This is a genomic window from Providencia rettgeri (assembly GCF_013702265.1).
GTDB classification, from domain to species: Bacteria; Pseudomonadota; Gammaproteobacteria; order Enterobacterales; family Enterobacteriaceae; genus Providencia; species Providencia zhijiangensis.
In genome coordinates this window covers 42,116-55,855 of the sequence record NZ_CP059348.1, presented here as the reverse complement: position 1 = coordinate 55,855, position 13,740 = coordinate 42,116, and the positions used below count along the sequence as shown (strand labels likewise).

The 13,740-nt window shown below is 42.1% G+C and carries 8 protein-coding genes and 4 pseudogenes; 4 read left to right on the top strand and 8 right to left on the bottom strand.

Annotated elements, in window-relative coordinates:
- Nucleotides 1-53 precede the first annotated feature (53 nt).
- Together H0913_RS00215 and istB are read left to right on the top strand one after the other, a co-directional pair.
- Nucleotides 54-758 (top strand): IS6-like element IS26 family transposase, encoded by a 705-nt coding sequence (locus H0913_RS00215; RefSeq protein WP_001067855.1) that lies wholly within the window; start codon nt 54-56, stop codon nt 756-758.
- Nucleotides 759-810: 52 nt separating this feature from the next.
- A pseudogene (gene istB / locus H0913_RS00210) lies at nt 811-1,380 on the top strand (IS21-like element IS1326 family helper ATPase IstB); the annotation flags it as partial.
- A gap of 175 nt (nt 1,381-1,555) precedes the next feature.
- Here the strand turns inward: istB and H0913_RS00205 are convergent.
- The 6 genes and pseudogenes from H0913_RS00205 to lnu(F) form a co-directional block, all read right to left on the bottom strand.
- Nucleotides 1,556-2,056, bottom strand: coding sequence for a GNAT family N-acetyltransferase (locus H0913_RS00205; RefSeq protein ID WP_000376623.1), 501 nt, complete (start codon nt 2,054-2,056; stop codon nt 1,556-1,558).
- A gap of 127 nt (nt 2,057-2,183) precedes the next feature.
- Nucleotides 2,184-3,023: a sulfonamide-resistant dihydropteroate synthase Sul1 gene (gene sul1 / locus H0913_RS00200; protein ID WP_000259031.1), complete on the bottom strand. Its 840-nt coding sequence runs from the start codon at nt 3,021-3,023 to the stop codon at nt 2,184-2,186.
- Nucleotides 3,017-3,364, bottom strand: coding sequence for a quaternary ammonium compound efflux SMR transporter QacE delta 1 (locus H0913_RS00195; RefSeq protein ID WP_000679427.1), 348 nt, complete (start codon nt 3,362-3,364; stop codon nt 3,017-3,019). Before H0913_RS00195 ends, sul1 begins: the two co-directional genes overlap by 7 nt.
- 116 nt (nt 3,365-3,480) lie before the next feature.
- Nucleotides 3,481-4,319: pseudogene (gene aadA1, locus H0913_RS00190) on the bottom strand (ANT(3'')-Ia family aminoglycoside nucleotidyltransferase AadA1).
- A 16-nt stretch (nt 4,320-4,335) separates the two neighbouring features.
- On the bottom strand, nt 4,336-4,809 hold the full coding sequence (gene dfrA1 / locus H0913_RS00185; RefSeq protein ID WP_000777554.1) for a trimethoprim-resistant dihydrofolate reductase DfrA1: 474 nt from the start codon (nt 4,807-4,809) through the stop codon (nt 4,336-4,338).
- On the bottom strand, nt 4,806-5,651 hold the full coding sequence (gene lnu(F), locus H0913_RS00180; RefSeq protein WP_070342364.1) for a lincosamide nucleotidyltransferase Lnu(F): 846 nt from the start codon (nt 5,649-5,651) through the stop codon (nt 4,806-4,808). The genes dfrA1 and lnu(F) overlap by 4 nt, the downstream gene beginning before the upstream one ends.
- 385 nt (nt 5,652-6,036) lie before the next feature.
- Here lnu(F) and intI2 point away from each other — a divergent pair.
- A pseudogene (gene intI2 / locus H0913_RS00175) lies at nt 6,037-7,014 on the top strand (class 2 integron integrase IntI2).
- Nucleotides 7,015-7,201: 187 nt separating this feature from the next.
- Here the strand turns inward: intI2 and H0913_RS00170 are convergent.
- A complete protein-coding gene (locus tag H0913_RS00170; protein ID WP_001353740.1) occupies nt 7,202-7,441 on the bottom strand; it encodes a BrxA family protein in 240 nt (79 codons plus the stop codon).
- A 902-nt stretch (nt 7,442-8,343) separates the two neighbouring features.
- A pseudogene (locus H0913_RS00165) lies at nt 8,344-9,425 on the bottom strand (IS3 family transposase).
- A 312-nt stretch (nt 9,426-9,737) separates the two neighbouring features.
- Between H0913_RS00165 and H0913_RS00160 the strand changes: the two are divergent.
- The gene (locus tag H0913_RS00160) at nt 9,738-13,601 is read left to right on the top strand and encodes a hypothetical protein (RefSeq protein WP_181477764.1); all 3,864 of its coding nucleotides are present in this window, start codon (nt 9,738-9,740) and stop codon (nt 13,599-13,601) included.
- Nucleotides 13,602-13,740: the final 139 nt, after the last annotated feature.

Below are 13,740 nucleotides of genomic sequence, written 5' to 3'. Positions count from 1 at the left end.
CAAATAGTCGGTGGTGATAAACTTATCATCCCCTTTTGCTGATGGAGCTGCACATGAACCCATTCAAAGGCCGGCATTTTCAGCGTGACATCATTCTGTGGGCCGTACGCTGGTACTGCAAATACGGCATCAGTTACCGTGAGCTGCAGGAGATGCTGGCTGAACGCGGAGTGAATGTCGATCACTCCACGATTTACCGCTGGGTTCAGCGTTATGCGCCTGAAATGGAAAAACGGCTGCGCTGGTACTGGCGTAACCCTTCCGATCTTTGCCCGTGGCACATGGATGAAACCTACGTGAAGGTCAATGGCCGCTGGGCGTATCTGTACCGGGCCGTCGACAGCCGGGGCCGCACTGTCGATTTTTATCTCTCCTCCCGTCGTAACAGCAAAGCTGCATACCGGTTTCTGGGTAAAATCCTCAACAACGTGAAGAAGTGGCAGATCCCGCGATTCATCAACACGGATAAAGCGCCCGCCTATGGTCGCGCGCTTGCTCTGCTCAAACGCGAAGGCCGGTGCCCGTCTGACGTTGAACACCGACAGATTAAGTACCGGAACAACGTGATTGAATGCGATCATGGCAAACTGAAACGGATAATCGGCGCCACGCTGGGATTTAAATCCATGAAGACGGCTTACGCCACCATCAAAGGTATTGAGGTGATGCGTGCACTACGCAAAGGCCAGGCCTCAGCATTTTATTATGGTGATCCCCTGGGCGAAATGCGCCTGGTAAGCAGAGTTTTTGAAATGTAAGGCCTTTGAATAAGACAAAAGGCTGCCTCATCGCTAACTTTGCAACAGTGCCGTGGGCTTTGACTTCAGTCAAAGCCTGGTTAATGAGGCCACGGTCAAACAATTGCACCGGTGCGACTTCATGGAACAAGCCCAGAACGTGGTGCTGATTGGTGGGCCAGGCACAGGCAAGACTCACCTGGCCACAGCCATTGGTACACAAGCAGTGATGCACTTGAACCGACGGGTGCGTTTCTTCTCCACCGTGGATTTGGTCAATGCACTGGAGCAAGAGAAATCATCTGGGCGTCAGGGACAAATCGCAAACCGTCTGTTGTATGCCGATTTGGTGATTCTGGATGAGCTGGGATATTTGCCTTTTAGCCAAACCGGTGGGGCACTGCTGTTTCACCTGCTCTCAAAGCTGTACGAAAAAACCAGCGTGATACTGACCACCAACTTGAGCTTCTCGGAATGGAGCCGAGTGTTTGGCGATGAAAAGATGACAACAGCGTTGTTGGACCGACTAACCCACCACTGCCACATCCTGGAAACCGGCAATGAAAGTTACCGCTTCAAACACAGTTCAACTCAGAATAAGCAGGAGGAAAAACAGACCCGCAAACTGAAAATCGAGACATAATTCTGACAACAAGGGGTGGGTCAAAATTCAATGCAAATCCCGGGTCAAATTTGGGTGCAAATCAACAGATATCGACAACCTCTCGCGCAACCAAGACATCGCGGTCGGACTGCAAGTGATCTTGAAGCCACGGGCCCGTCCCACCCCGACATGGACCTCGATGCCCGAACGGACGTTAGATTTCGAGTTCTAGGCGTTCTGCGATGAAGGTTGGATCCCAGCCGGGATTGAAAGTGTCGACGTGGGTGAATCCGAGCCGCTCGTATAGGCCACGCAGGTTCGGGTGGCAGTCGAGCCGCAGCTTGGCGCACCCCTGCGTTCGCGCGGCATGGCGGCAAGCCTCGATCAGCGCGGAGCTGACACCCCGGCCCGCATGTGTCCGTCGCACCGCGAGCTTGTGCAGATATGCGGCCTCCCCCTTGAGGGCGTCGGGCCAGAACTCGGGATCCTCGGCCGACAAGGTGCAACAGCCGACGATGCCGTCGCTGCAACTCGCGACTAGGAGCTCGGATCTCAGGACGAAGGTCTCCGCGAATGTCCGGTCGATCCGCGCGACGTCCCAGGCGGGCGTTCCCTTGGCGGACATCCACGCCGCAGCGTCGTGCATCAGCCGCACAACCTCGTCGATATCACCCGAGCAGGCGACCCGAACGTTCGGAGGCTCCTCGCTGTCCATTCGCTCCCCTGGCGCGGTATGAACCGCCGCCTCATAGTGCAGTTTGATCCTGACGAGCCCAGCATGTCTGCGCCCACCTTCGCGGAACCTGACCAGGGTCCGCTAGCGGGCGGCCGGAAGGTGAATGCTAGGCATGATCTAACCCTCGGTCTCTGGCGTCGCGACTGCGAAATTTCGCGAGGGTTTCCGAGAAGGTGATTGCGCTTCGCAGATCTCCAGGCGCGTGGGTGCGGACGTAGTCAGCGCCATTGCCGATCGCGTGAAGTTCCGCCGCAAGGCTCGCTGGACCCAGATCCTTTACAGGAAGGCCAACGGTGGCGCCCAAGAAGGATTTCCGCGACACCGAGACCAATAGCGGAAGCCCCAACGCCGACTTCAGCTTTTGAAGGTTCGACAGCACGTGCAGCGATGTTTCCGGTGCGGGGCTCAAGAAAAATCCCATCCCCGGATCGAGGATGAGCCGGTCGGCAGCGACCCCGCTCCGTCGCAAGGCGGAAACCCGCGCCTCGAAGAACCGCACAATCTCGTCGAGCGCGTCTTCGGGTCGAAGGTGACCGGTGCGGGTGGCGATGCCATCCCGCTGCGCTGAGTGCATAACCACCAGCCTGCAGTCCGCCTCAGCAATATCGGGATAGAGCGCAGGGTCAGGAAATCCTTGGATATCGTTCAGGTAGCCCACGCCGCGCTTGAGCGCATAGCGCTGGGTTTCCGGTTGGAAGCTGTCGATTGAAACACGGTGCATCTGATCGGACAGGGCGTCTAAGAGCGGCGCAATACGTCTGATCTCATCGGCCGGCGATACAGGCCTCGCGTCCGGATGGCTGGCGGCCGGTCCGACATCCACGACGTCTGATCCGACTCGCAGCATTTCGATCGCCGCGGTGACAGCGCCGGCGGGGTCTAGCCGCCGGCTCTCATCGAAGAAGGAGTCCTCGGTGAGATTCAGAATGCCGAACACCGTCACCATGGCGTCGGCCTCCGCAGCGACTTCCACGATGGGGAGCGGGCGAGCAAAAAGGCAGCAATTATGAGCCCCATACCTACAAAGCCCCACGCATCAAGCTTTTGCCCATGAAGCAACCAGGCAATGGCTGTAATTATGACGACGCCGAGTCCCGACCAGACTGCATAAGCAACACCGACAGGGATGGATTTCAGAACCAGAGAAAGAAAATAAAATGCGATGCCATAACCGATTATGACAACGGCGGAAGGGGCAAGCTTAGTAAAGCCCTCGCTAGATTTTAATGCGGATGTTGCGATTACTTCGCCAACTATTGCGATAACAAGAAAAAGCCAGCCTTTCATGATATATCTCCCAATTTGTGTAGGGCTTATTATGCACGCTTAAAAATAATAAAAGCAGACTTGACCTGATAGTTTGGCTGTGAGCAATTATGTGCTTAGTGCATCTAACGCTTGAGTTAAGCCGCGCCGCGAAGCGGCGTCGGCTTGAACGAATTGTTAGACATTATTTGCCGACTACCTTGGTGATCTCGCCTTTCACGTAGTGGACAAATTCTTCCAACTGATCTGCGCGCGAGGCCAAGCGATCTTCTTCTTGTCCAAGATAAGCCTGTCTAGCTTCAAGTATGACGGGCTGATACTGGGCCGGCAGGCGCTCCATTGCCCAGTCGGCAGCGACATCCTTCGGCGCGATTTTGCCGGTTACTGCGCTGTACCAAATGCGGGACAACGTAAGCACTACATTTCGCTCATCGCCAGCCCAGTCGGGCGGCGAGTTCCATAGCGTTAAGGTTTCATTTAGCGCCTCAAATAGATCCTGTTCAGGAACCGGATCAAAGAGTTCCTCCGCCGCTGGACCTACCAAGGCAACGCTATGTTCTCTTGCTTTTGTCAGCAAGATAGCCAGATCAATGTCGATCGTGGCTGGCTCGAAGATACCTGCAAGAATGTCATTGCGCTGCCATTCTCCAAATTGCAGTTCGCGCTTAGCTGGATAACGCCACGGAATGATGTCGTCGTGCACAACAATGGTGACTTCTACAGCGCGGAGAATCTCGCTCTCTCCAGGGGAAGCCGAAGTTTCCAAAAGGTCGTTGATCAAAGCTCGCCGCGTTGTTTCATCAAGCCTTACGGTCACCGTAACCAGCAAATCAATATCACTGTGTGGCTTCAGGCCGCCATCCACTGCGGAGCCGTACAAATGTACGGCCAGCAACGTCGGTTCGAGATGGCGCTCGATGACGCCAACTACCTCTGATAGTTGAGTCGATACTTCGGCGATCACCGCTTCCCTCATGATGTTTAACATTTTATTAACCCTTTTGCCAGATTTGGTAACTATAATTTATGTTAGAGGCGAAGTCTTGGGTAAAAACTGGCCTAAAATTGCTGGGGATTTCAGGAAAGTAAACATCACCTTCCGGCTCGATGTCTATTGTAGATATATGTAGTGTATCTACTTGATCGATCAGGCTTTTGTATATCTCCCCACCACCTGAAACAATGACATGATCCGTTATTTTCTTTAGGTTGGTTAAAGCATCTTTAATTGATGGAAAGATCAATACGTTCTCATTGTCAGATGTAAAACTTGAACGTGTTACGACCGCATACTTTCGGTTGGGTAATGCTCCCATTGATTCAAAAGTCTTGCGTCCAACCAACAGCCATTGGTTATAGGTAATAGCTTTAAACAGGAGCTGTTCACCTTTGGCACTCCATGGAATATCAGGGCCATTCCCGATAACTCCATTCTTCGATATAGCTACCATTAGTGATAGTTTCACAATTCTTCCTCAGAGGTTAACATTTTATTGTGCGGCGTCGCAGATTCATTTAGCAACCTTTTTGTCTGCGCAATTACAATTCTCGGAAGCTCGATATTCAGAGGTCCAGCCACACTCCTGAACAATTCGAGACTCCACTTCCACGTTTCATGATAGGCTACACATAGTGCTTTTGGTTCCGCGCTGCCTGTGCATGCCAGGTAGCGATTATACGAGTCCTCCGAGACATCCTTTTCGAGCGCGCGTGAAGGTGTCGGCCAGTGGTCTGTTGCCCCTTCATGGAGGCGAACCAACTTGAGTAAGTTTTCATGTGCTTTGCTGAGCAAAGCCCAGGCGCGAGCATACTCTCCCCGATTTAAAAGATTTGCCCCAAAGAGCATCAGGCTGATGAGGTTCAATACAAGTCCTTCCACCAGCGGCGCGCCTTCACGTTTCGGGGGACTGCCCACGAGAGCACTCGCGTACCTTGACAACTCTCCTGATCGGTCCAACAAAACAGCCTCCTCAAGCGAGGGAAACCACCCGTAGCCTTGCCAAGTGGAAATGACCGGTATGTCCGATTTTCGCATGAAATGGAATTCACCGCGAATGCCGTTTTCAAAAAGCGCGGTGTGGTGGCCGAAGTCATCCGGAAAGTAAGCTGCAACCGGACTTACAGCATTAAGCCACGAGCGCTGATCGAAATTTTCAAAATGATCATCCTGGATGAACACTGCAAATTCGATATCAGAGAACTCGTCACCCTCTCCGATAGCAAATGAGCCGAACATCAGCGCCGCGATTATTCGTGCATCCTCATGGCAAGCTTCCTTGAAGCGTTCGATCATTTTCTGCTGAAGCATTGAAACATCCTTTTGTTGAAGCCACTGATTCTGCGGAAAGGTATACGCAGCTTTTGTTTTATTCTTACGCACAACATTTTATTAGTAAGCATGCTCGTTTTGTCACCCGCTGATGCTTACCGTTAATTAATATAATCACTTGTATTAAATAGACTTTCTTTAAAAATACAAGACACTCTGTTATTACAAATCGTGCATGCCGTCTATCCTGCTTGCACGATGCACATTATCTCACCCAAAGAACTCATAACATTTTAATTTATTTAGCATTAAATTAAAACTCTACCGGTAAACAAGCATCTCTAGGCGTAAAAAACAGGCACTTTTTTAAATCCCAGCTAGAATAGGCTGTATAGGCAGACAGTTGCAAGACAAGGAGCGTTTTATGTCTAACAGTCCATTTTTAAATTCTATACGCACGGATATGCGACAAAAAGGTTATGCGCTGAAAACTGAAAAAACTTACCTGCACTGGATTAAGCGTTTTATTCTGTTTCACAAAAAACGTCATCCTCAGACCATGGGCAGTGAAGAGGTCAGGCTGTTTTTATCCAGCTTAGCAAACAGCAGACATGTAGCCATAAACACGCAGAAAATCGCTTTAAATGCCCTAGCTTTTTTGTACAACAGGTTTTTACAACAGCCGTTGGGCGATATTGATTATATCCCTGCAAGCAAGCCTAGACGGCTACCCTCTGTTATCTCTGCAAATGAAGTGCAACGCATTTTGCAGGTTATGGATACTCGCAACCAAGTTATTTTTACGCTGCTGTATGGTGCAGGTTTGCGCATTAATGAATGCTTGCGTTTGCGGGTTAAAGATTTTGATTTTGATAATGGCTGCATCACTGTGCATGACGGTAAGGGTGGGAAAAGCAGAAACAGCCTACTGCCCACGCGCCTAATCCCAGCAATAAAATAACTCATTGAGCAAGCGCGGCTTATTCAGCAAGACGACAACTTACAAGGCGTAGGGCCATCGCTGCCTTTTGCTTTAGATCACAAATACCCTTCTGCTTATCGACAAGCGGCGTGGATGTTTGTCTTTCCCTCCAGCACGCTCTGCAACCACCCGTATAACGGCAAATTATGCCGCCATCATCTGCATGACTCCGTTGCGCGAAAGGCATTGAAGGCAGCCGTACAAAAAGCAGGCATCGTTAGCAAGCGTGTCACTTGTCATACATTTCGTCACTCGTTTGCTACGCATCTATTACAAGCGGGGCGTGATATTCGCACTGTGCAAGAACTCTTAGGGCATAACGATGTTAAGACCACGCAAATCTATACGCATGTGTTGGGTCAGCATTTTGCCGGCACCACCAGTCCTGCGGATGGACTGATGCTACTTATCAATCAGTAAAAGTAGATAAATATCTTTATGTAGCCCTGAGTAGCCCCTGATACTTTTTATGGTGAAAAAGATAAACAATCATAGAGGGGATAAATATGAGCCAGTTCTACCATTGTTCAGATAAGTTTAAGCAAGATACTGTCAATCACAGTGACCATTCATGGTCATTACACTTCCTCCAGTTGCCAGACAATGCCTAACATAAAAACGCAAAAGCCCAAAAGTCAGAGCTTAGGTGTTCTAGGCGTTTTCTAAGCGCTGAAGAAATACGTCTTACCGTAGATTGCGTGCGTTTCTGAAGCACATTTTCCTTATACATGGCTTTATCCCAGGCAGCTTCATCAAGCTCTTGGAGTAACAAGCCAGTAATAATGCGACACTCTCGGGTTTGTAGCGAGCCGCTGGTGAGATCGGAGTTATAGCGGAAAGGGGTCATTTGTAATTATTTGTGGGTGGAGGATAGTTAACTTATTATTGTAGTTGGAAGAGGCTGCTTTCCAAACATTAGCACCTCGTAATGCTTGTTACTGTATATTAATTTATGCTCTTAGCGCATGTTAATGGGCTATTACAATGCATAATGTCCACATCAAGATAACTGTGGCTTAACACCTGTACAAGCGAAAAAAATCAATCACCTGTCCGGAAATACGGGATCACTGTAAAGTGTTGGTGAGGCAGTCTAGGAGGGGGATTTAATTTGGGATACTGATGAAAGGATTATGATCAGTTGGATATAGGATCGTACTAAGCTGAGCGGCAGGTTAGCTAGATTAGTTAACCAGATAAGTGAAATCTAGTTCCAAACTATTTTGTCATTTTTAATTTTCGTATTAGCTTACGACGCTACACCCAGTTCCCATCTATTTTGTCACTCTTCCCTAAATAATCCTTAAAAACTCCATTTCCACCCCTCCCAGTTCCCAACTATTTTGTCCGCCCACACCAGCTGTATGAGAGTAATAAAGTATAAGACTGAATTGCTCAAAAAATCCACATAAGATATGCTCTAGAAAAGCATGGCTGTGTGGATTTTTTAATACCTGATTCAAAAGATTCGTATAAAACAAATTTAAAAATTTAAAAATACAAAAATGAAGGCCGTAGACAAAGTTTCGGGCTTAGCTATAAACAATGGATCACGATTAGAGACGTTAGCTCTGATGGGAGATTTCATCGCGTATATATGGTCACAAATCACAAAGAACGTATCATCTACTTCAGATTTAGAATTAGCTGCATTTTTATTATTAGAATGAAACCCTACCACGACGGATATCAGAGAGCAATATCCTTTAGATCTTGATCAAAAAATTGAAATCACTTGTCCACTCCCCTTTAATTGAGACACACTAACTTAGAGTTTTCTAACTGTTTACTATAGGCCTCCGGTGGGAGGTGATTTAAACTTTCGTTAGTTCGATTTTGGTTATAATCTTGCAGCCAAAACCACGCCAACTCTCAAACTTGGCTTAGCGATTCAAATAAATACGCATTTAAAAATTCACGACGGAGCGAGCCATTAAAACGTTCGATAAACCCATTTTGCTGCGGTTTTCCTGGTTGAATATGGCACAGCGAAATTTGGTTATTTTCACAATAATTCAATGAGTTGAAGTAAGTTTAGGTTCATTATCGACTCGAAGTTGTTTTGGTAATCCTATTTTGTTTGTTAAACGGTCAAGCACCCTAATGACACGTTCAGCCGGTAAGGACGCATCAACTTCGATCACTAGGCATTCACGCGTTCCTTCATCAATAATGTTGAGGGTCCTGATGCATTTGCCGCAATATAAACCGTCGTGCATAAAATCCAATGCCCATTGAATATTTGGGACTTTTTCAATCACTAATGGTCTTTTTTCATACATCGGAAGCACTTTTTTAACCCGTCATTTCAGATCCAATCCTAATCGACAATAAACACAGTAAACTCGTTTATGATTAAAAGGATAACTTTGAAATCTCAGTCGGAAATAGCATTTCCAGAATCCTGATTGTGGCGATTTCGTTAAAACGGATTGTATGGCATCGATGACGATTTTATCTTTCTCGCGCCAATTTTGAGTTTTTCGATAAAACGAAGCATGAGGTAGCGATGTGAGTTTACATGCTTTAATGACTGATAAACCCGCTGCTTTTAATGACCGAGCACAGGATTTCTTTTCAGCCACTACCAACTCTTTTTTGCGAAAAGCTCTTTCATCGCGTGATTTTTAAGGCTAACTTCCGCAAAGAGATTTTTCAGTTTCGCGTTTTCATCTTCAAGCTCTTTTAATTGTTTAACATCATTAGCTTCCATGCCACCATACTTTTATTTCCAATTATAATCAGTGACGTTATGGCGACAAATATCTTCCATTTTCATACCTGAATCAGCGAGTTTTAAAATATTAACCAGTAAAACGGGCTTTTTTCATCATGACCTCTGCAATGGTTAGGGTAGAAAATATAATTATAGCTGTCTTATTTTAGGGGAGGTGGACAATCCAAGGATGGAGGAGTCGATTAGCAACCATTATTCTAAATTAATTTTCATTCTTTTCTAAACCTTAATATATCTAGGGTTTTGACTGTTTTACCTATTGAGAAATTTAAACTACTCTCATACTTCAAAACAGATTCTTTTATTTATAAATACTAGGTTTGATGATAAATTAAACAAAAATAGTTACTTAGTTTAACTTTTAATCTCAGTATTTTGTAAGCTAATCAAAATCGGATGAATTCATATGGGTAAAAAATCGCGCTTAAAAAAAGAAAGACAGCTAGCAAAACAACAAGCACAAAGCACATTAAATTTTCCAGAAAATATTGATTCAATAGAAAAAATGTTTGATATGGGATCATTTCAAAATCTTTTTAATTTGGGGAATTATGATTTTGAAAACTCCACCTTAGAAACAAATAAAGAAGATTCAGAGTTTTTGGCACTTACGGGTAATATCTGCTCACTATTTCGAAGATACTCTTTTAATGATATCTATCAATCTCTAAACATTTCTGATCTTTGGTTACCAAATATATCAAGCATGTTCAAACATTGTTTAGCAATGTATTGTTGTATCTCCCTTGAAGAGCAAGACTTTAATCAGAATGATCAAATATCTAATTATAATGATTTCAAGGTTTTAATTGGAAATTTATATAATTTACTGCCTAACAACCCTATGGTAGAGGATTTTATTCCAGAAATAGACTGGGGAGAAATTAAATACCAATGGGATGATAAGCAATACAAAATACTCTATGGTGGAGCCGTTGAGAGAATCACTGATTTTATAGATGCTTTTAGACTTTCACATTCCACAGATACCAATGCGTTATTACAATTAGAACAGTCGCTAAAATTACAAAACTATCTCATCAATTCTATAAGCTCAAATAATTTTGATGAATCTGTGAAACTTAGACCTGGCACTATTCACTTACCTGATGAAAAATTTTGGATTGAAAGCAGAAAGATTATTTCTGAGATCAATACACATATTAATTCCTCAGAATATGATATCGACTCAAATTTAGTATGCTCTTTAAATAATATTAATCAGTTTAATAGTAATTATGCTTTTTTTGATGCTTTTACGCAAGGTAAAGCATTACCATTTAACTTTATTAAAAAAAATGAGATTTTTCTCCCATTATCAATTAGACAAATGCCAGGTGTAATTATTGATCACTATGATACTCCTTGCGATTTATCAACACTGAATGAACAGCTAAAGTCATATATTAATTTACGTTTTAAAAGCAACTTTCCTTTTATATTTAAGATAGGAAATCCAACTAAAAATCCACCAGTCTTAGATCATGAGTTTTTTTCAGTTTGGAATTTTGGTGAAAAAATAATTTTCTTTACTACTTTTGATAGAGAAAGCCCAAAAAGTTTAATATTGCTTGAAATAAATATTCAGAGATATATTGAATCTGCTGAATGGCATTTGATATCTACTGAAAATACATTTGGAATGAAGATTGAAAACTCCAAAAAAGTTCAACCTAAATTTAAGAATATCCATATAGTCGCTGTTTCAAATAACGTATCTACAGTGAATGGTTTTATAGGTTTTGATAGCCAACCTCATTCGATGGTATTTGATCTAGCTACTTTCTGTACAGTTTTTGATTCCCTTAGCACTGATGAAGAGTTTTTACAATTCATTGAATTTGATAAACAAAATAAAAAAAAGGTGTTTGGATTTAGTAGTCTTAACGATAGATTTTTTGCATTTAGAAATACTCATTCAGTATTAGAACAGGGGGCTATTACATATCACAATGTGATGCTAGATCCTCATACTGGATCTAATGGTAGATTTGATTATTTAAAAAATTATTGGCTACATATCCCTAAAAATACTCCAACAAATTTGAAAAAATGGGAGTTTAAAAGTGAATATGAGGGCAATATAAAACTATACGCAAAAAATTACGCTGCTATGTCTTGGTCTACGGAAATCTTAACTTGTAGTGTTCATTGTTATAGTGATTTTAAAACTCTGATTAAAGAACAACGAGAAAAAAGTGCTCATATTAATGAGTTATTTTTAGAGTGTTTATGTGATGCATTCTCCCAGAGAAAAGATCAACTTAAAGATAGTTTTTTAATTAATTTTAGTAGAATTACTTTCCATATCTTACCAGATCCACAAAGCTATCTAGAGTTAGAGGAAAGGTCACCACTTATCAAGCAAGAGATTATTACTAGTGCAAACCTTTTAAAATACAGAAAACATGATGAACAAGGTTTATTAGATATTGGATTATTTATAAACTTAAAAGCTTTTTGTTATTTATTAAAAAGTTCATCGGGAGCAAATGCCCAAGTAGAAATTCTTATAGAAGTATTAGCAAAGATTGTAGATATAACTAAAAATAGCATTGAGTCTAAGATTATAAATGAACTAAATGAGACTAGAAAATGGCCAAAAAGAGTTCAATTAACTCATGAAACTCAACCTTTTGACTCACATAATAGTAAACCAATAGAACCTACTAGTACACAATATCTGCATGCAAGGAAGCAATTAGCATTATTGTTTAAAAGTAATAATATTGAACCAGGAAGATATGAGTTAACTGAAGCCAAAGAAATTATCAACGAAATTTCTAATCAATATAAAGATATAATTTATTACAAAATCCATAATATTGATCATGATTTGTTACTAAAATTTTCCCTTGTGAATCATGATGCCTATATATCGGAAAATTATATCCAAAATACTAGATTAAAGCTGAGTTTACAACATGAAGTCACTTACAATAGAGAAGAAAGATTTACAGAGATTAAAAATAATTTTATAAGGAATTCAAAAAATTACCGATATTTAATAGAAGCAATAAAATCCTCTGAGAATAAAAATAATAAATGGTTTTCAGAAGATTCTGCTTTATATTTAATTGCACATATTGATTGGTTATTGGTCTTATATGAAGCTAGTGATACTCTTCATAATGATATTGAAGTGGGGGGGTTAAATATAGATTCTGAGTATATTCCAGAAATTTTCTATAATCCTACTCGTAAAGATGCAGAAGTAGAATTTACGAATGAGCAAGCAAATTACCATCTATCTCGCGAAGGTATCAGTTCTGAGGATGAGGTCACGTCTTCATTGTTTGATGGGAATTTTGATCCAATAGATAAGGTCTTCCAAACAGACCTTAGCTTTAAGTTTTCTCAACTTTTAACAATACTTGATATACTTTCTAATTGGGCTAGTTACACTAAAATTGCACCGCAACCTATTTATCAAGATAATTTAGAAAATATTGAAAATAAATGTAATGAAATACTTGTTGATACTAATTTGGATGAGATTAGAAAAATTTTAAGCTTCCTGATACTAGATGGCTCTAAAGTTAAACGTTTATTAGGTAAAGATACTCTAGAGTTTGATGTGCCTGTATCTGATCATAACAAGCGTGAGCATAGATTAAATATTAGACCTATTATTGAATTAGCAGATGGTAATTTAATTTGGGGGCCTGCTGCTTGCCACCGTAGTTTAACTATATGGTTTAACCATATTGCCAACGGTTATTTACCTGCTGATTTTAATTGGAAGTCGGTTAATAGCTATGTTCGTAAATTAAAAGAAGGCGTAGAAAAGGAACTTGAGGTCCGTGCGGGAGAGGTTACAAAAAGATTTATCAAACTCACTGAGAGAGGGATTGATTTAAGAAAGCGTTTTCTTAAAGAGGATGTCCCTGATATTGGCGATTTTGATGTGTTAGCTTATATTCCAGAAAAAAATATTTGGATCAATTTAGAGTGTAAGTACAACAAACCTTATTATTGTCTAAAAGACATGAAAAGGTTAAGAAATACTGTATTTTTGGGTGAAGGTACTAGACAAAGTCATATTAGCAAAATTCAAAAAAGAGCTGAATATTTAGAAAACAATTTAGAATATGTTCGTGGTTTACTAAAATGGCCTGAAAGTTCATGTCAACATTCACCTCAAATATTAAATTTATATATTTCTATAAATACATATTGGTGGTTTAGAAACCCTCCTATACAGGTTGATATTAATTTTATTCAAATTGATGCTCTAGATAACTGGTTTCAAATGAAATTAGCGGAGTAAAACTACGAATTTAAAAAAATAATTTAGCTCACACATGTCAATAGTAATGTTACTTACTATTGATTTTTATAAGATATTGAATTATATACTTGTTAACTCATACGAATGATTAGCAAAAATTAATGTAAAACGCACTATT

Coding starts and splice junctions, on each gene's coding strand:
- sul1 (WP_000259031.1), bottom strand. CDS start 3,023: ATGGTGACGGTGTTCGGCATTCTGAATCTCACCGAGGACTCCTTCTTC.
- H0913_RS00215 (WP_001067855.1), top strand. CDS start 54: ATGAACCCATTCAAAGGCCGGCATTTTCAGCGTGACATCATTCTGTGG.
- H0913_RS00195 (WP_000679427.1), bottom strand. CDS start 3,364: ATGAAAGGCTGGCTTTTTCTTGTTATCGCAATAGTTGGCGAAGTAATC.
- H0913_RS00160 (WP_181477764.1), top strand. CDS start 9,738: ATGGGTAAAAAATCGCGCTTAAAAAAAGAAAGACAGCTAGCAAAACAA.
- H0913_RS00170 (WP_001353740.1), bottom strand. CDS start 7,441: ATGACCCCTTTCCGCTATAACTCCGATCTCACCAGCGGCTCGCTACAA.
- H0913_RS00205 (WP_000376623.1), bottom strand. CDS start 2,056: ATGGACAGCGAGGAGCCTCCGAACGTTCGGGTCGCCTGCTCGGGTGAT.